Annotated in this window: 14 protein-coding genes; 4 read left to right on the top strand and 10 right to left on the bottom strand. The window is 43.9% G+C overall.

All coding sequences use genetic code 11. From position 1 onward, the window contains the following. Positions 1-178: 178 nt before the first annotated feature. Positions 179-2,380, bottom strand: coding sequence for a hypothetical protein (locus BMW86_RS12790; protein WP_089782149.1), 2,202 nt, complete (start codon positions 2,378-2,380; stop codon positions 179-181). 345 nt (positions 2,381-2,725) lie between these two features. Here BMW86_RS12790 and BMW86_RS12785 point away from each other — a divergent pair, with 345 nt between their 5' ends. From BMW86_RS12785 to BMW86_RS12775, 3 genes are all read left to right on the top strand, one after another. Then, on the top strand, positions 2,726-3,475 hold the full coding sequence (locus BMW86_RS12785; RefSeq protein ID WP_089782148.1) for a DUF1003 domain-containing protein: 750 nt from the start codon (positions 2,726-2,728) through the stop codon (positions 3,473-3,475). Positions 3,476-3,622: 147 nt separating this feature from the next. Further along, positions 3,623-4,306, top strand: a complete 684-nt coding sequence (locus tag BMW86_RS12780; RefSeq protein WP_089782147.1) for a response regulator transcription factor — start codon at positions 3,623-3,625, stop codon at positions 4,304-4,306. Between the two features lie 114 nt (positions 4,307-4,420). Then, complete coding sequence (locus BMW86_RS12775; RefSeq protein ID WP_177189248.1) at positions 4,421-5,467, top strand: sensor histidine kinase; 1,047 nt, start codon at positions 4,421-4,423, stop codon at positions 5,465-5,467. A 3-nt stretch (positions 5,468-5,470) separates the two neighbouring features. Here BMW86_RS12775 and BMW86_RS12770 read toward each other — a convergent pair whose 3' ends face one another. The 7 genes from BMW86_RS12770 to BMW86_RS12740 all read right to left on the bottom strand — a co-directional run bounded on the left by BMW86_RS12770 (position 5,471) and on the right by BMW86_RS12740 (position 14,708). Continuing rightward, positions 5,471-6,769, bottom strand: coding sequence for a porin (locus BMW86_RS12770; protein WP_255372910.1), 1,299 nt, complete (start codon positions 6,767-6,769; stop codon positions 5,471-5,473). Positions 6,770-6,933: 164 nt separating this feature from the next. Then, positions 6,934-8,421, bottom strand: a complete 1,488-nt coding sequence (locus BMW86_RS12765; protein WP_089782145.1) for an MBOAT family O-acyltransferase — start codon at positions 8,419-8,421, stop codon at positions 6,934-6,936. Beyond that, a complete protein-coding gene (locus tag BMW86_RS12760; RefSeq protein WP_089782144.1) occupies positions 8,418-9,647 on the bottom strand; it encodes a GDSL-type esterase/lipase family protein in 1,230 nt (409 codons plus the stop codon). The genes BMW86_RS12765 and BMW86_RS12760 overlap by 4 nt, the downstream gene beginning before the upstream one ends. Beyond that, entirely contained in the window at positions 9,622-10,938 is a 1,317-nt protein-coding gene (locus tag BMW86_RS12755; protein WP_177189247.1) for a GDSL-type esterase/lipase family protein, read from the bottom strand. Before BMW86_RS12755 ends, BMW86_RS12760 begins: the two co-directional genes overlap by 26 nt. A 157-nt stretch (positions 10,939-11,095) precedes the next feature. Then, positions 11,096-11,626: a glucosaminidase domain-containing protein gene (locus BMW86_RS12750; RefSeq protein ID WP_143056563.1), complete on the bottom strand. Its 531-nt coding sequence runs from the start codon at positions 11,624-11,626 to the stop codon at positions 11,096-11,098. A 208-nt stretch (positions 11,627-11,834) separates the two neighbouring features. Next, positions 11,835-13,583, bottom strand: coding sequence for an aspartate--tRNA ligase (gene aspS / locus BMW86_RS12745; RefSeq protein WP_089782141.1), 1,749 nt, complete (start codon positions 13,581-13,583; stop codon positions 11,835-11,837). Positions 13,584-13,664: 81 nt separating this feature from the next. Then, positions 13,665-14,708, bottom strand: a complete 1,044-nt coding sequence (locus BMW86_RS12740; protein WP_177189246.1) for an NAD(P)/FAD-dependent oxidoreductase — start codon at positions 14,706-14,708, stop codon at positions 13,665-13,667. A gap of 200 nt (positions 14,709-14,908) precedes the next feature. On the opposite strand from BMW86_RS12740, the gene BMW86_RS12735 reads away from it, so the two are divergent. Further along, positions 14,909-16,141: an alginate lyase family protein gene (locus BMW86_RS12735; RefSeq protein ID WP_089782139.1), complete on the top strand. Its 1,233-nt coding sequence runs from the start codon at positions 14,909-14,911 to the stop codon at positions 16,139-16,141. A gap of 77 nt (positions 16,142-16,218) precedes the next feature. Here BMW86_RS12735 and BMW86_RS12730 read toward each other — a convergent pair whose 3' ends face one another. Continuing rightward, positions 16,219-18,597, bottom strand: coding sequence for an ABC transporter permease (locus BMW86_RS12730; RefSeq protein WP_089782138.1), 2,379 nt, complete (start codon positions 18,595-18,597; stop codon positions 16,219-16,221). 11 nt (positions 18,598-18,608) lie between these two features. Continuing rightward, complete coding sequence (locus BMW86_RS12725) at positions 18,609-19,985, bottom strand: alpha/beta hydrolase-fold protein (RefSeq protein WP_089782137.1); 1,377 nt, start codon at positions 19,983-19,985, stop codon at positions 18,609-18,611. Between the last annotated feature and the right edge of the window lie 2 nt (positions 19,986-19,987).

The raw sequence follows: 19,987 nt of genomic DNA, 5'->3' as shown, positions 1-19,987 counted from the left end.
TGCTAAGATCTGATCAGCGATCGGTAAGCAAACCTACTGCTTTTTATTTTTACAATAAAAAAACCGTCTTGGGGTGATTTATTTTGATCAAAAAGCAATGTTTTTGTGATGGAGCTTCGCTCCATCACAAAAACATTAAAGGGGTTTTGCAGGGCTTCGCCCTGCACCCAAAATATATTTACTTAGCGTCTTTCATTATCTGACGGTAAGCCTTGATGAAAATGGCTCCCAGATTTTTGTGGGGTGGCACATAATCACTAAACAGTTCCTTATTCCTTGGATCACCGGCAAAACGTCTGCCTAATCCTGCCCACATCTCTACCCAGTCTACATTCTTACCTGCACGGATCGTTTCATCCAGCGCACGGATGATAGGCTCGTTTACAAAACGGGTACCTACCTGTTTAGAGGAGATGATATGTGCTTCTGGTGACTTTTCCAGTACTACCGACATATTGTGATAACCACCACAGGAACCCAGTACTACTATGCGGGCAGAGCTTTGCAGATTGTCCAGCGTAGTGTTAATGTGATAACTGTGACCACGGTGAATGAATACAGTAGGATGGATATCGTTCTCATCCAGGTACTCACTCAGTTTCTGGATAGCATCTTTATCGTCCGGCTCTGCTATTGGCAGGTTTGCGAATATTGTTACAGGCTTACCTTTCAGGGAAGTGATGGTAGTCCAGTATTTACCTTTGGTCACTTTCCATTCCCCACCAGGGAAATTACTCATGAAGCTCAGGTATGACTCATGTCCGTCTTTATCTCCGTAGAAGAATACCTGTTCATACACCCGTCCGCTATCACTCTGTAAAGAGTTAAAAGATACGAAGTTGATAGGAGGCAGTTGCAGCTTGGCAGACATTTCACTTGCTTTGGAAGAATCGGTACTTTTCTCTGTTTCAGTATCAAACAAACTACCCAGCAGCTCATAAATTACAGTACCACGTCTTTCCTTCTTTTTAGAAACGTATACATAGTTCTTCCGCACTTCTTCGCGCAGGAAAGACAGCAGCTGGGGATCGCGGATGCTACCAAATGAATTGGCTACGTCCACCGCATCTTCCAGGTCTTCTGTTTTCTCCAGAGCACTTACATATTTCTTCATCAGGTAGTTGGAATTCTCCGGAGCCATAGACTTCAGAAAATTATCCAGGGTGTTGAAACCCGCTGCCATTGCAATGAATTTCTTGAAGCGATCGAATGATACCAGCATCAGTAAACTATCCCCACGGGATGGTTTCATACGGGCCATCATCTGGTCATATATACCGGCGTTGTTATGGTTGGTATAACTGGAGGTATACAGTTCTTCTTGACCATTTATGATAAGGTAGTACAGTTCTTCAGGTGTAAAGTCTTTTACGATACGAAAACGAACGGGAGCTGGCTCTTCATGCAGGTCGTTTACTTCACGGATGTATTTCAGTGACTTGGCCTGCATGTTCTCCATCATGGCTTTGAGACCCATAGGGCTCTCTCCATTGTTCTTACGTTGTTGCAGGATGATAGATGTTTTTACCATCTGCTTGTAGTACTGATCATCATCAGCTACGGTGGCAGAAAGTTTATCTATGGTAGTAGTACCCGCCAGCAGTTCATCTATGAAAGGCAGGATACGGGTGGATTGCCCGGAGTTACCGATTTGTACGATCTGCTGTACAAGAGGGTCCTGGTTTCTTTTGATGACAGTAGCTATGGGTGTATAAGAAGTTGCGTAAGTCAGGATCTGGTTAGGATACTTTTTGGCTACGGCGGCTATGATAGAGTCTGTAGCCGGGTACTCCAGGTAATTACTGATCTCAGTCATTACTGTTTCCAGGTGATTGAAGGCATATTTTGCGAACATCACGCCAGTAGCGTCTTTAAATCCGGGATTATCTTTGAATGCTCCTATCATCTTTTCCCCTGCATCAAAAGACAGGTTCTGGATGTAGGGCAGGATGCTTTCTCCTTTAATATCAGCATGCATCATATCGCGGTAAGCCTTTACCATAGCGGGGGCTTCTTCCGGCGCTATTCTGCGATAGGAACGTTTTACGTTATAATCGTGCAGCATGATGTACAGGCCGGAGAGGTACTTGATCTTTAAACGGTGATCAAGACTGCTATCCAGCTCTATTTCATTCTGCATATCGTCTACCTGTTTGATCAGGGCATTGGTTACCTGCAGGTTGATGGTCTGGTCGTCAGACACCTGTACCAGGTCGTCTGCTTTGCCATCAAACTTTTTAGCTGCCAGTTGTTCTTTGTCGATATTATCATGGAAACCAATACGACCGATAGGAATTTCTATCTTTTGAGTTGATGTTTGCGCATGTAAAAGGCTACCCGAAAAAGCAGCCAGCAATAAGATAGTTATAAATCTTTTCATTAATATAAATGTGCTTTTCTCTTACTTGATAAAGCTATAGTAGCAAATTTACTACCAAAATATCAGATAAGTTGCTACGCCGCCTGCAAGCGGCCCTCAGGGAGGGAACAGGCTTTTTCTACAAACACGTGGCTCCTATCGGAGCCTAATGCAGCGTAGATGATCTCTGGGTGCCCCGTATTAACCACACACTTCGTCACAGTAAACTATAACATACCCAGTATTGACCCCGTTAGGGGTCCCGTGTTTGTAGAACATATTGTTATATCTCATGATTGACCCCGTAGGGGTCCCCTCTTTCTAGCTAAAATGAATTAATTTAGTACTCTCCAAGCTATTTAGTTTATGCAAAGTTTCGTCAGCGACCTCTCTGGTAAAGAGTTTCCTATTTCAGAAAAAGTACATTGCCGCTCTATCCGTAAGCCTTTAATGGATATCATCCGGAAAGAGCATCCTCATATCACGCAGAAGTCCAATCTTTCTATTTCTGAGCTGAATCCTTACCGGCAGCTGTATTTCGAAGGACTGTTCTCCAAAGAAATAGATGAATTGAGCCAATTACAAAGGAATGTAGTAGAGAAACTCCGCGATCATCAAACCCTGACAGACAAACTGGATGATGGGGAAGATGAAGGACCGATGACCTTCGGGCAACGTGTGGCGGATAAGATTGCTACTTTTGGCGGTAGCTGGACATTCATCATCTCCTTCCTCAGTTTTATCCTGGTATGGATAGGGGCCAATATCTATATATTGATGAATAAAGGCTTTGATCCCTACCCCTTTATCTTACTCAATCTGATCCTTTCCTGCCTCGCTGCCTTACAGGCTCCCGTGATTATGATGAGCCAAAACAGGCAGGAAGAGAAGGATCGGCTCCGTTCAAAGAACGATTATATGATCAATTTGAAGGCAGAACTGGAATTAAGGGTGCTGCATGAGAAAATGGACCACCTCCTGATTCACCAGCAACAGGACATGCTGGAGATGCAGCAAACCCAGATTGAGATGTTGAACGAAGTGACAAATGCCTTGAAGAAGATGGCCGGAGACAATGGTAATCATAAGCATACAAATAAGGATCAGGTAGTATAGCTCATGAAAAAAGCGTAAATTCAAGTACCATACTTCATGTCAGGGTTGTGTCATGCGGCCGAATTAACAATTACATAATGTTAAATTTACATTAATAGCGGAGCCTGCGATATAATTTTGTGTCGTCTTTAAAAAACGTCAAAGCATATGATAGACCAAGCGGTAGTAGGAAAAATTTTAGTGGTGGATGATGAATTGGACATTCTCGAAATTATAAGTTACAATCTCAAATCAGCAGGATATGATACTGTAACCGCTAAAGATGGCAGCGAGGCTATTCAGAAAGCAAAGGTGTTTCGTCCCGACCTGATCATGCTGGATATTATGATGCCGAACAAGAACGGTATTGATACCTGCAGAGAGATCAGAAAGATTCCGGAATTTAAAGATACGATGGTGCTGTTCCTCACAGCCCTCAATGATGAGAAATCAGAAATCGATGGTTTAAACATGGGTGCAGACGATTATATCGCCAAACCTATTAAACCAAAATTACTGGTAAGCCGCATCAATGCTCTCTTCCGCCGCCTTCACAAACCGGAAGAAATGCAGGTACACCTGGGAGACCTGATCATCGATCGTGAGAAATTTACAGTTACATACAAGGGTCAGGAAATCATCCTGGCAAAGAAAGAATTTGAGCTGTTACAACTGCTTGCCTCTAAACCGGGCCGCGTATTCCTCCGTAACGAAATACTGAACCAGGTATGGGGTACAGAGGTAATCGTAGGTGATCGTACTATCGATGTGCATATCCGGAAAATACGTCAGAAAATAGGGATCGACCTTATCACCACTGTGAAAGGTGTTGGGTATAAGTTCGAAATGTAGAATGTTCTTTTTAAGCAAAGTGCCGGAAGCGTAAAGCTTTTCGCAGTGTGAGTTATGTCAGGTGAAAAAATTGGATTAATTTCCCGGTATTATAAGAATTACTCAGTATGGAGTATGTTTAAAGCAAAGAACCTTTCCCCACAAAAACTGGCAGGTTTTACTGCCCTGATACTATCAGGTATTATCACGTTAGGTACAGCATTAATTGATGCCGACTGGAGGATAATACTGACGGCATTTGTACTTACCTTCCTGGTATCGTACTACCTGTATCTCTATACGTTACAGAACTTTATCTACCGGAAAATAAAGCTGATCTATAAATTCATCTATCAAACCAAAGCGTCTAAACGTGAGGACTTCTTCAACAAGAATATCCTTCCTTTAAAGACCATTGAAGAGGTGAGTGAAGATGTGGAGAAATGGGCCAGCCAGAAAAAAGAAGAACTGGATATGCTTCGCCGGAACGAAGAGTTCCGTAAAGAGTTCCTGCTCAACCTGAGCCATGAGCTGAAGACGCCTATCTTTGCGGTACAGGGATACATCCATACTTTACTGGATGGCGCACTGGATGACCCCAATGTGAATAAACTCTTCCTGAAAAATGCGACCAAGAATATCGACAGGCTTTGCCGCCTGATTGATGATCTTGATGAGATCTCCAAGCTGGAAAGCGGGGAAATGACGATCAACAAAGAGAACTTTGTTATACAGGAACTGATAAGGGATGTATTTGATACTTTATCTCTTAAAGCCAATACCAAAGGGATTAAATTCCAGGTGAAGAAAGGCTGTGAGGCTCCTATTCATGTGCAGGCGGATAAAGAAAAAGTAAGACAGGTACTGATTAACCTGATAGATAATTCTATTAAGTATGGCCGTCCGGACGGGCATACTGTTGCGAGTATTTATGTGATGGATGATAAACGTGTACTGGTAGAAATCTCCGATGATGGTATCGGGATGTCTGAAGAACACCTGCCACGTGTGTTTGAACGTTTCTACCGCACAGACAGGGCCAGGAGCCGGGATATTGGCGGTACTGGTTTAGGATTGGCGATTGTTAAACACATTATAGAAGCACATGACCAGACGATCAATATCCGGAGTAAACCGGAGATCGGCTCTACATTTGGTTTTACGCTTGAATCAGGAGAATAGTATTTAGAAGCGGTATTGCAACCTGCAGGTAAATACATTGTCTTTTACATCTGAAGTATAACCTGCTAAAGAAGTGCTTTCATTCTTTACGATGTCGTAGTACAACATCAGTTTCATATGTTCATCTAAGTAATAAATGTAACCGGCACCGAAGGTATCGTAACGGATATCTCCTTCTGTGAAGTTAGCATCCAGCTGTTTCCCCTTTACTTTCGAATTGGGATCGTACCAGTCATATTTTAATACCAGCTGGTGGAATGGGCTGCCTAAGTTCTGTAAAAAGTAAAAGTAAGCGCCTGTGAAGTTGCGGATGTATAACGGAGCGTTCTTTGTACCAGTCATGGGAATAGTTCCCGGTGTTTCGGTACTGGCGGCAGTAGCGGTTTGTAATCCCCTGATATATTCTCCTCTTATCTCTGTAAATCCTTTATTCTTCCCGTTCGGGATCTTCAATTGCATATCTGCCCCATAGTAATGACGGGGCGCTATTTTCCCCAGATTAGTGGTGGATGAATCTACTTTGAATACATTGTTATTCATTGTGTAGATGTATTGTGTAAACTGCTCCATACCACCATACAGGCAGGATATGGCACCAGACAGACGCCAGTTGCTGAGTATTGTCTGAGGTTTGATAGTAATACGGGAGATGAAATCCTTATGACTGTCAAAGTCGCTGGTAGCAGTAAGCCCCTGACCGTTGAACAGTCCTGCATCTATTCTTATGAATCTCAGCGGATGTGTTGCTTTCCTTGGTTCAAAGGAGATCATAGCTCCCAGGTCCCTCTCTGTTTTCATGAGGATCTGAGACATACGCCCACGTTCCGGTGTTTCTCTGTCCGCAGAAGCCAGGTTTACCTCATAACTGAAAGGACGGCCGAACATACCGGCTGTGACGGATAATACATTCCATCTGTTTTCAAATACACGTCCGAAGAAGTCGCGGATGAAAACGCCTCTTTCTGTACCATCAAACTGGAAGGCGAACTGCACTTTAGGCATCTGGTGCTCATCATACCGGGAGTAATCTAAGCGGAAACGGCCACGGCGGAGCGTAAAGCGATTGTTTACATGAGCCGGGAAATCTCCCCCGGCATAGCTTTTAATGCCTTTGTCTCCGGCATACTGGAATTGAGGTTGCAGGTAGCCGCTGAAGCGTACAGCGTCGTATTTCTGATAAAGGGAGAACATTCCCTTACCCAGGCTGGTAGTAGTGTCGATCATGTCTGTAAGGAACTGAGCCTTCAGAGCATTAGAAAACAACAATAGCAGGCCAAGGGCCGGCAGATGTTTAAGCCGCATTGCAGAGGTAATTTGCCGCAAAGCAAAGGAAAATAATTAACAATAATGTAACGGGGAATAGTAGGTTTTCTCAGGATATTATCGTAATAGATACTTAAGTGCAGGACTTAATCCCTTTCAAATTTTTGTGATGGTGCGAAGCACCACCACAAAAACCTGCTTATTTAAAACTGAAGATAGATCGGTAACATGGTATCAGCCGATTTGACCTGTACCAGGATATAAATGAAGAGAGCCATTACAGCTATGCTGCCCCATACCGGGAAACGGGCCATTGTCCTTTCGGCAAAGTTCTCACTGCGCTTGGGTAAGAAATGCAGGATAAATGCGCCCAGCATTACCCAGAATACCATAGTATAGCCGTTATACAGTTCCAGCCATACTTCCGGCTGGAAATCATGTACTATCTGGTTGATCAAAGCCCAGGAATCATGGAATGTAGACGCTTTGAAGAAGATCCAGCAGAAACAAACGAAGTGGAAAGTGAAGAATATACCGCCTATTTTCAGCACAGTACCTTTCCATCCTGCAGGTGCCCCTCCCCGCTTCTTCTGGGCATCAATTCTTACTTTATCTACTGCCAGCGCGGTACCATGCAAGCCTCCCCAGAAAATGAAATTCCAGCTGGCGCCATGCCAGAACCCACCTATCAGCATGGTTAACCACAGATTGATATACTGACGTACTTTCCCTTTACGATTACCTCCCAAAGGAATGTACAGGTAATCCCTTAACCAGGATGATAAAGAGATATGCCAGCGACGCCAGAACTCTGTGATAGTAGAGCTCTGGTAAGGAGAATCGAAGTTAGCCGGGATCTTAAAGCCTGTCCAGCGGGCAATACCCAGCGCCATATCAGAATAACCGGAGAAGTCGCAATAGATCACCAACGCATAACCATATACACCTAAGAGACATTCCAGTCCGGTGTGTTTGGAAGGATCGTCAAATATGTATTGTACAAAGTTCTGGTAGATAAAATCGGAGATGATCACCTTTTTGAATAATCCACTGATGATCAGGTACATTCCTTTCCCAATATCTTCTGAATCAAGCTCATAAGGCTGGGAAATCTGTGGAATAAAATCAGCAGCTCTTACAATAGGTCCCATCATCAGTTTAGGGAAGAATGACAGGAAGAAGAGGTAATCCATGAAATTATCCACCGGTTTGATCTCTCTCTTATACACATCAATGGTATAACTGAGATTCTCGAATGTATAGAAGGAGATCCCGATAGGTAATATGATATCTCTTATCAGGTTAAAGTGCCATACACTCAGATCATTTCCTACTCCTATGAAGAAGTTCATGTATTTGAAATAGAACAGCAATCCCAGGTTAAGAATGATACTGAACGTCAGCAATCCTTTCCTGAATCCTGGTTTTTCTGAGTGATAGATCCACCTGGAAAGGTTGAAATCTACGATGGCAGCAAGTAGTATCAGTCCTACATAAGCGCCGCAGGCCTTGTAGAAAAAGTACAGGGAAAAGATGGTATAAATAGCTACTCTCCAGCGTTTACTCTTTGCAGCTGCCAGGTAGCACAGCAGGAACACTGCAAAAAAGTAGAAGAAAAAAGCGCTGTTAAAGAGTATGGGATCTTTTTTACTATACAGTAAGGTCTCTAACAGTTTGTTCAGGTCAATCATTCCACTGTTTTTAAATATTTCTGGTATCCGGCATGTAATGCCTCATATAACAGTTTACCCTGCAACTGGTAACCACGTGCATTAAAGTGGATATGATCTACAGCCCAGGAGCCGGAAAAGCTACCCGCCATCGACCTTGTTAATGCATTAAAATTCCAGCATGCCAGTCCGTTTTCCCGGCAGTAATTCATGATCTGCTGGGTAACGACTGTGGTATAAGGATTCGGATAATAAGCGATTTTATAATACGTGCGGTACTTCTTACCTACCTTTCTTCTGAAAGCCCTTTTACTCGTTCTTTTGGATTCTGCCGGCGTAGTAAGCACGATGGATGCATCAGGACGCGTACGTTTTATCAACTGTACAGTACTGTCTATCTGGGCACGGAAGGAAGACGCACTAAGGCTGCTATAGGCTTCGTTGGTACCCAGAGAGATAATCACCAATTGCGGTTGCAACACTTCCATCTGCGCACTGAGAATACTGCTCTGCTCATTGTAATGCTGGTACATGGCCCCATTGATGCCAATAGCGCTGTACAACACCCCATTATGACCATTATGCAGTAATGCACCATAAAAACGGAAAGGACTGTTTCCCTTTTCATCCCATCTTGCCTGGAATGACTGCATCGGTTCGGGGAATGTTAAGGTAGCCTTCTTCACTGTTTCACCCGCTCCCGGGAAAGGTACGCCCGTAACCTCTACATCAGCGCCCGGTGTGTTAATACTGCTATCATCCAGACCAGCATCATAGAACAATTCCGCTACGCGGATGGTGTTATCTATGCCATCCTGTTTGCCACTGTAGGCCAGCGTAGGCGCTCCACTCTGAGAAGTGAGCACAATAGCACCCGGCCCCAGGGGTTCGTCTTTATAACGGTCTACCACACGGGCCGACTGCCACCTGCCGGTACTGTTCCAACGGTAATCTTCCGGGCCGTTGGTACCTGCCAGGTTAAAAGGAAATACCCATCCACGCCCCGCACTGCCAAAAGCCTGTTGCAGGTAGTTAGCAGTTGTTAAAGGAAAAAAGCCTGCCTGAATATGAGAATCACCGAGATGCAATATGGATATCACATTGCTGTCTGCTTTATGCAAGGCTGCATAAAAGCGGTTCAGTGCGGTATCCTGTGCAATCGTATTTGTTTGTGCCTTTGCCGTGCTGCCGGTTATAGCCAGCATCACGGTTAAAAAAGATCTACTGATGTTCCAGCTTATATTCATCCATCATTGCTTTATACAGCAGCGCCCCTACTTTGGCCGCTCCCTGTCTGTTAAAGTGCGTGTAATCTTTATTGGCAAGGGCAGGGTCCCCTTCTACCCACTGTACCATTGAACCGTCTCCGCCCATGGCGGCATACAGGTTCCAGTAAGCAGTGCCATGTTCTTTAGCCAGTTCGTGCTGCGTTTTCACCAGCGCTGGTACACCCGGAGCTGTCATCCAGTTGCCACCCTTCCTGTACGACTTATCAGCAGTGGTAATCACCAGGAAAGAAGTATTCGGAAGGTCATTACGCAATGAATCCATTACTTTTTTCATGGGACGGCCATACCAGGAGTAATCTGTCAATTCAGGCTTCCAAAGCATGTTAGCTCCATAATGCAATACTACCAGGTCGTATGGATGCTCCGTCTGCATCTGTGCCACCAACTGTCTGGACAATTTACCCAACTCTATGCCACTAATACCCCTGAAGGAATAATTATCTACATATACACCGTTATCCGCTTCAAAACAAACGCCATAAAAAGGCATACTGCTTCCGCCCGCCCATTTGATATTAACGTTCGGATGGGCCGAATCCTGTTTCCAGGACAATGTATTTACCGGTTCATGCCCACTTAAAGCGTATTGTTTATCGTTTACAGAGATATTTCCACCGGAAGCAGGGCCATATAACAGGCTTACTTCCTCAAATTTGTCAAGGCCATGCTTATGTACAGGTGCATACCTGATCCAGCTGCCATCACCCGGTATAAACGTATGACCGGACATTCCCAGGGGAATGCTGGCAGGCGGTAATTCTTTATAGCTATAATCTTTCCAGTCTTTGGAGAAGGTATGAGTGATGGTAGTCCGGAAGCCTGCTACTACTGACGTAATAGGCACAAAACCTACCCCTGAACCACCAAACAGGACTTGCAGGCTATCGCGCAGGTCTGCTGTGATCAGGTCTCCTTCAATCATAGAATCCCCGAAGTAGGCGATACGTACTTTCTTTCTTTTACCGGTTTTCAATTCATTCAGTGCTGACAGGAAATGTTCCAGTCCGCTAACGGTGGTATCACGTACCGCATAGTTGAGGATACCTGTATAAGAGGTAAAATCGTGATCATGGTCAGGGTCGGGAATACCAGCCAGTGCGACTGTATCCACAGGGCTTGCTGCGGCTGTATCTGTTGGTATTTCAGCAGCAAAAGCTGAACTGTCTGCCGGCTCATCCTTACGGACATCTGCCAGCATATCTAAAGGTCGGGAAGTATAATTCTGAAGGGAAAATGTGTTTCTGACCATTGACAAAGCCACTAAACACACTAGGGATCCTGCGATTATATAGAAAGGATAGGCCGATTTGTTTTTGCCGGACATAACTCTAAATCAGATTTGTAATTCACGTTTGTAGTCCCCACTTACATCACACGATATATGGAAATTACTACAAATCTATATGTTAATTACTTGAATACGCCATTTGCTCATCCAATTTGTACAATTTATGTTTAGTGATCATGTTGGTCACTCTTTTCACCCATTCCTGTCCGGCAGAGGAATACCCTCCACGGTTCATATGGGTGAGCCATAATTTATACTCCGGTTTCCCTTTTACTTTGGAGAACCATTTTTTGCGGGAGAGCATACTCACAAAGTATTGGTAAGATTCGGCGTCAGATGCAAACTCCTTGTATTTTGAGCGATAGGTAGCCCCTTTGATTTTATGCAGTTTATTCCTCCCTACTATTCCGAAATGGTTATGCAGTAGTCTGGCATTTTTGCTGGTGCCTGAACCAGATTCCAGCATAGCCACACCCAGTATTACACTGGCAGGGATACCGGTCTCATTCATCAGTTTAACAGCAGTTTCTTTGTGATTGTCCACGTAGCGGGTAACTGAACGCTGCGCGAACGCTGTATTGCCAGCAAATAAAATGATACATAACACCGCACAAACCCATCCTCTGCAGAATAAGCGGTTTAATGACATGGCATTGTTATTTTTTGTTCTGGCAATATAGTTTAAATATTTATACAATATGATGATTAACTTGTAATTAATTATTAATCTGTTAGATATAAGCTACCAACAGTTAATGTTCCTTATTGTTTGCACTGATCCCCCTTAATACTGAAAATTCCAGCATCAAGGGGGACCTGTTACAAAGCAAACACCCATTGGCAAATTTTATGCCATCCTACTTCACTAATGATATTTTCAGCTCATTCAATTGTGACTGATCAATGTCGCTAGGCGCGTCCAGCATTACATCTCGGCCGGAATTGTTCTTCGGGAAAGCGATGAAATCCCTGATGCTTTCGCTACCACCCAGTAGCGAACACAGGCGGTCGAATCCGAAAGCGATACCACCATGCGGAGGTGCGCCATATTCGAAGGCTCCGAGCAGGAAGCCGAATTTATGACGGGCTTCATCCGGACTCATGCCTAATGCGGCAAACATTCTTTCCTGGAGTTCACGCTGGAAGATCCTGATAGATCCTCCTCCAATTTCGGTACCATTGAGTACTATATCGTAGGCGTTTGCCTTAATGTCTGCGTATTTAGAGGTGTCCTCCATCCAGCTGATATGTTCTGGTTTTGGAGAGGTAAACGGATGATGCCGTGCTACCCAGCGGTTTTCTTCTTCCGCGTATTCGAACAGCGGGAAGTCTATTACCCATAACGGCTTAAATTCTTCTTTATTACGCAGGCCCATGCGTTCGCCCATTTCCAGACGCAGCTCGCTCATGGCTTTACGGGTGCGTTCTTCTTTACCAGCCAATACCAGTATCAGATCGCCCGGTTGAGCCTGGCATTTGTCTGCCCAGATTTTCAGTTTGGTTTCGTCGAAGAATTTATCCACAGAGCTCTTAACGGTACCGTCAGCGCCTACGCGGGCGTAGATCAGGCCGCTCATGCCTATTTGCGGACGTTTTACCCATTCGGTGAGTTCGTCCAGCTGTTTACGGGTGTATTCTGCGCAACCTTTCGCACAGATAGCTACTACCAGTTCAGCTTCGTCGAATACTTTAAAACCGTTGTTTTTGGCAACGTCGTTGAAGTTTACCAGCTTCATTTCGAAGCGGATATCCGGTTTATCGTTACCATAGAATTCCATGGCATCGTCGAAGGTCATGCGGGGGAATGGTTCATTGAACGTGATCCCTTTTATTTCCTGGAAGATATATTTCAGCATCTCTTCGAAGTTGTTCAGGATATCTTCCTGTTCTACGAAGCTCATTTCACAGTCTATCTGGGTGAATTCCGGCTGACGGTCGGCACGAAGGTCTTCATCGCGGAAACACTTCACTATTTGGTAGTAACGGTCGTATCCGCTTACCATCAGCAGTTGTTTGAAAGTCTGTGGCGACTGTGGCAGAGCGTAGAACTCGTTAGGGTTCATACGGCTTGGCACTACGAAGTCGCGGGCACCTTCCGGAGTAGATTTGATGAGGAAAGGCGTTTCGATATCCATGAAGCCCTTACTGTCCAGGAAGTTACGTGCAGCCCTGTTGAGGCGGTAGCGCAGTTCCAGGTTTTGCTTCACGATATTACGACGCAGATCGAGGTAGCGGAATTTCATACGTAATTCATCGCCACCGTCAGTATCGTCCTGTACGGTAAAAGGAGGTGTTTTAGCAGCATTCAGAATAGAAAAGCTGCTGACAGTGATTTCCACTTCACCCGTAGGGATGTTTTTATTTTTGCTGGAACGTTCCGTAACGGTACCAGTGACCTGTATTACAAATTCGCGACCAAGTGGCTGGTTATCAAGCTGCTGATTCAAAGATTCACCAAACAGCAACTGCGTGATACCGTAGCGGTCGCGCAGATCCACGAAAGTGATGCTTCCAAACTTCCTGACTGTTTGTACCCAGCCGGACAATGATACCTGTTTACCGTTGTGTTCCAGTCGTAGCTCGCCACAAGTGTGCGTTCTGTACATATAATTATATTATAAAGTTCAAATTTGGTCCCGAAACTTCGTTACCGGGGTCGGCAAAGATAACGTATGATCACTGCATTTCTATCCTTTACGCCTGTTAAAAAAGCGTTTAATATCTGTTTCCTGCCATAGTGGCTTATCTTCAAGCAGATGCGCCACAAACTGAGCCGCCATAGCGGGTGCCAGCGACGTGCCTTTTGTACCCAGGCCATTGAAGATACCCAGGGCGGGGTGTTCCGGGTGTAACCCCATCATAGGGCGACGGTCCGTACCGGATGGGCGGACGCCTGCATATTGGTCCAGTACTTCGTAAGGGACTTTCAGCAGTTGTTGCAGCCCTGCTTCCAGGTATGCTCTTTTATCTGTAGTAGGCTGTTCATCTTTATAATCCCAGGCAAAAGTGGATCCTACCCAATAGATATCCTTTTCCTGTGGTACCAGGGTAATGCTTCTCTTCACGATATCTTCGGTATGGAAGTCGGGGATACGTACTTTTAGTACCTCTCCTTTGTTGAGCAGGAAAGGGACGTTATTGAACCAGGGATTTGAGGTAGTGGCAGCGCCTTCGCAGAAGATGATGCGGTTAGCGGTGATATCTTTGTACTGGACCGTCTCTCCTGTTTCTAATGCATCTGCATCAAAGCGTTCTTCTCTTAAAGCATTATGCTCTTTCAGCCAGGTTCTCCAGGCAGGCAGTAGATTATGCAATAACACCGTAGCTCCTTTAATAACTGCGGCCCCAAATGGCTGATGTAAGAACGTTTCATAAGGATCATTCTCCGGAACATGCATGTACGTTAGTCCGGATGTTCTCTCTATGAATGCATCCTTTAGCTGTTCAGATGGCAGTACATTCCAGATATCACGTTCTTTGAATACCGGCACGTTTAGCAATTCTTCCAGTCGCTGATAAGTCTTTACTGCTACCGGATATATATCATCATACAACCAGGAAATAGTAAACCGCCGACCCGATACAGGATTAATAACACCAGCTGCAATACGGGACGCACTATTCGGCTTGTACTCATCCATCACCATCACAGAACAACCGGCTTCCATCAGGGTATGACTGAGCACTGTCCCTGCAATCCCCTGACCAATTATAAGAAAATCAACATTCATTGGGATGCAAATTACAATAAACAGCATGCTCCGGACAAGGTAAAATTTTCATTGTCAGCCACGTATTTTAAAAAATAAATATTTATACTTATCTTGACCTTGTTTCGTGAACGATGAGCTGCCATTCCTTTTTGTATTGAAAAATCTGGTTGAATACCTAACAGTGTAACAATAAAATAAACCTGCAAACAACTTAATCCATGAGAGCCAATTACTTGTGTGTACTTTTCTGTACCCTATTTTTACCCATTTTATTCGCTGCCGCATGCGAAAAAAGCAGAGAAACACTGCTGGTAGCTCCTTTAGCTATTAATGACCATGACACCACATTCGTACATCCGGGGCTGTTACATACTGCAGCCGCTTTTGAACGTATGAAGACAAAGGTAGCAGCCGGCACAGAACCCTGGTTATCCGGCTGGAACAAACTTACTTCCAATGCACATTCTTCTACAAGCTGGACTGCCAGTCCGCAAGCCATTGTTTACCGCGGGGCTGATGGTGTGCATCCAGAAAATTACAGCCTGTTATTTAACGATGTAGCAGCCGCCTATGCTTCCGCGCTGAGATGGAAAGTATCCGGTGATGAAGTATATGCGAAGCAGTCTATCAGCATCATGAATGCATGGTCGGCCCAACTAACCCTGCTGGCAGGGAATAATGATTCCGTACTGGCCGCAGGTTTGTATGGTTATGAATTTGCCAATGCAGCGGAGATCATGAGAACATACAAAGGATGGTCTGCTTCCGATCTTGCTCGTTTTCAGCGAATGATGCTGAAAGTATTCTATCCGGTGAATCATACTTTCATAACAAGATGGGAAAGATGTATGGGCCATTATTATGCAAACTGGGACCTCTGCAATATGTGTTCCCTACTGGCAATCGGCGTGCTTTGTGATGACAGGGACATCTATAATGAAGCCATCACCTATTTCAAGTACGGAGCAGGAAACGGTAATATCAAAAATGCTGTCTATTATGTTCACGATGACGGACTGGGACAATGGCAGGAAAGCGGCCGCGACCAGGGACACACAATGTTGGGAATGGCATTGATGGGTGCTTTTTGCGAAATGGCCTGGAGCCAGGGAGATGATCTGTATGGATATGATGACAACCGTTTTCTGAAAGGAGCCGAATATGTAGCAAAATATAACCTGGGACAGGATGTGCCTTATGTTGCATATACCAATTGTTTGGGAGTGAACCAGACAGTTATCAGCGAAGCTTCTCGTGGCAATGCCCGCCCGGTATGGGAGTTGATCTATAATCACTATGTAAAGCTGAAAGGATTGTCTGCGCCATATACCACACAGTATGCAGCAAATGTAAGACCTGAAGGCGGTGGAGGAAACTATAGTTCAGGTAGTGGAGGATATGATCAGTTGGGATATGGCACGTTAACGTGTACACTGGATGATGGTCAGTAATATATCTATTAAAACAAGATGCTCCTGACAAGCAACATTCGCTATGTCAGGAGCATCAAATATAATAGCATGATCCGTTAATCTGTTTTCAGGCTTTTCACCGGGTCCATCAAGGCAGCTCTTACAGACTGATAACTGACAGTGAGCAGTGAGATAAATACTGCACAAACACCTGCGACAAGGAATACCCACCAATGTATAGACACACGATAGGCATAACCCTGTAGCCATACAGACATAGCCCACCAGGCCAGTGGAAATGCGATAAGCGTAGACAGACATACCAGCTGCAGGAAATCTTTGGAAAGTAAACCGGCAATACCGGCCACACTTGCACCCAGTACTTTACGGATACCAATCTCTTTTGTTCTGCGCTCTGCAGTATAAGCAGCTAATCCAAATAAACCCAAACAGGAAATGATAATTGCCAGTGAGGCAAAGATGCGTGTCAGTTTACTGATCAGCATTTCATTAGTGAACTGCCAATTAAACATATCATCTACAAACCTGTATTCAAAGGGATAACCGGGATTGTATTTGTGCATCACTGCTTCCATCTTAGCCAGCGTTTGTTCCATATCACGTCCTGCTTTTGTACGGATGTATGTCACAGTAGCCCGCGAAGGAAAACAGCCAAATATTACCGGGTCCGACTGACCATACATATTGCCGTATACATAATCATTTACAACACCGACAACCCTCAGATTACCATTAGCAGATCCGGGGAAGCCCGTATAGCTGATAGCTTTACCAACAGCACTTCCAGTTCCCATCAGCTTTGCCATAGATTCCGTGATGATTACATTAAAACTATCTGCAACTGCATTGGTCTGAAAATCCCTGCCATCTATGATACGCATACCCAAAGTAGCCATGAATGCAGGATCTACCACTCTTATTGAAAACAATATTTTCTTATTGGGATCTTTTCCTTCCCAACCTACATTTCCTGTATTATTTCCACCATACATGGTGATAACGTTCGCCAATGCCATATTCTCTATTGCACCGGTATTCAGCATATCTTCTTTTATGGCTGTAAAGTTCTTCAGCATATCCCCCTGCATATTCATCACTATCAGATTATCCTTATCATATCCGAGGTTCCTGCTTTTTACATGACGGATCTGCTGATAGATAATGATAGTACTGATGATTAATACAATTGAAACAGTGAATTGTAACACAACCAATCCTTTCCGGATAAATGCAGCACCACCGGTTTTTATGTTTAATCCTTTTAAAACAAATACAGGATTAAAAGAAGACAAATATAATGAAGGATAACTACCTGCTACCAAACCGCAAACAATGGCAATCAGTAATAACGCAGATAAGTGAACAGGGTTTCCCAAGCCTATATGCAGGTTTTTATCCATCAGCGTATTACAGTAAGGCAACACCACTATCATGATCAGCACCGCAATCAAAGTTGCCAGTGCCGCCATGAATATAGCTTCGCCTATGAACTGTGCAATCAACCCCGATTTCCCTGCTCCCATTACTTTCCTCACCCCTACTTCTCTTGCACGTTTTTCACTGCGTGCAGTAGAAAGATTCATGAAATTAATACAGGCAATAAAAAGAATGATCCATGCGATGATTGAGAACATATGTACGTATTGAATACGCCCCCCACTTTGGACTCCGTTATCAAAATTACTGCGCAGATGCCAGTCTTTCATCGCCAACAGAAAAGCATGCGTAATAGTTGTTGGTTGCTTGCTTTTCACATAATCATACAATTGCTTATTGATGGCATCCGGGTTAGCAGACGGGTCCAGTTCTACATAAGTATATGGAGCATTACTGCCCCAGTCGGTCAATGATCCATTCTCCAGCGCATACACTCCAAATGGTGCAGCCCATTCAAAACGTACAGTGCTATTCTCAGGAAAGTCTTTCACTACACCGCTGACCGTATATACCTGTTTATTATCAACCTTTAATGTTTTACCCACAACATTTTCCTCTTCTCCAAAGAACTTCTTCGCCGTCCTCTCAGTAATTACAACAGAATATAATTGTGCAAAAGCCGTCTTTGCATCTCCCTGTACAAAAGGTATTGTGAACATGTTAAACAAAGAAGCATCTGCATACAAACCGGACGCATACATTGACTTATCTCCGATACTGAATAATAAAGACGGAGAGAAATCTGTTACACGACACACCTCTTTTATACCTGGTATATCTGCTTTTATAGAGGCTGCCAGCAATCCTGGTGTTGATCTGAAAGTAGGGATATATCCATCATAATTCCAGTTCTGCATAACCTGATACAGCTGTGGCTTTTTCAGGTTTACATTATCATAATTTACTTCATCCTCTACCCATAGAAAAATTACTCCTGCACATACAATCCCTATTGCTAATCCGAAAATATTCAGAAAGCTATATGTTTTATTCTTCCAGAGATTACGAAGCATTGCTTTGAAATAATTCTTAAACATGGGAGTATTTTTTAATGATGATAAAGTACGTCCCGGGGAATAGGATTAGTTTCGTTGCCCCCCGGCACCAGATAAATGATCATAGGAATAACTGTACCTGTGTATTGTAAATGCAGCGGATAAAATCCTTTTTGCAGCGGAATAATAAACGTTTTGTCTTTACCGTTACCCGTGGCTTTCTTATAATCAAATAATAACTGATCACCCAGATGTAATGTTACATCCGTTACAGGATCCACTAATCCGAAAATATAATAGCCGTCTTCTTTTATTTCCAGAAAACCACTCTGCAGACCGGCGATACTATCCAGTCCACCGGGTTTTATTTTTCCTGGTTTTTTAACAGCAGTTAGTACAGTCCCGATTTTGTAATCAGTCTTCAGGACTTTATTATATTCCTGTCTTGCACAGAACGCTTTTAATGTTACCTGTGATGGTGTATTCATCTCTTTCATACCCTGTGGCATTTCAGGAGACGCAGAAGTTGGTTCCGTCCCATCTGTAGTATATCTCACATGCATCCTTTCATCAGAGAAACAATAGAAATTAAAAGGTTTATCTTTTAATATAATGCCTGCCATCGGATGAAATACCAGGCTATCAGGGGTATAACCTTCATAAGTATATTTCAATCCGTCGTATACTGTTTTGAAAATTGTGGAGTTATGCGTTTCACCGGTATATACCAATGTCTTCCAGTGTAATGTCGCAGGCGCATTGGCATGGAAAATAGAATCCATTGCCTTTACTCCCATTTCCCTGAAAGCGGCCCCTTCCCTGCCGGTAAACAAAATTGTTCTCTCAGGATTAGGTAATGATGGCAATTTTTCCGCTGCCATCTTCATCAGAAAACCATCTCCATACCAGAAAGCAGGATCTGCCAACATGTATGATTGGAATAGCTCAGGTTCTTTAAAGAAACAATATAATCCGAACAAGCCACCTAATGATCCACCTTCCAGTGTGCGTTGTCCTTTAGTAGGATATTTCTTTTCGATATAAGGGATCAGTTCTGTTTTGATGAATGCAATGTAATTATCTGCACCACCGGAAACAGGATTACCATCCACATGTATAGGAGTAAGCTCCCTATCCCGCATGTTATGGCCATTTATATAGGTATTAGGCAAGCTTACAATAATATTCGCCGGCATAAACTGGATCTGTGCAAAGCGTTGTAGTTGTGCAACGATCTTCGTATTCCATTCTCCATCTGTCACATAAGTAACGTCATACCGGGCACCAGATCCCGGTTTGTAATCATCCGGCAGCACTACTTCTATTTTCCGCTGTTCTTTCATGATAGTGGAATAAATAGAATCCTTGATGACCGTCTGCGCCATCGCAACTACAGGTAGCAGGAAAAAAATAACAATCAGTTTTTTCATAT

This window comes from Chitinophaga sp. YR573 (assembly GCF_900110995.1).
Lineage (GTDB): Bacteria > Bacteroidota > Bacteroidia > Chitinophagales > Chitinophagaceae > Chitinophaga.
This window is presented reverse-complemented; position numbering and strand designations above follow the sequence as displayed.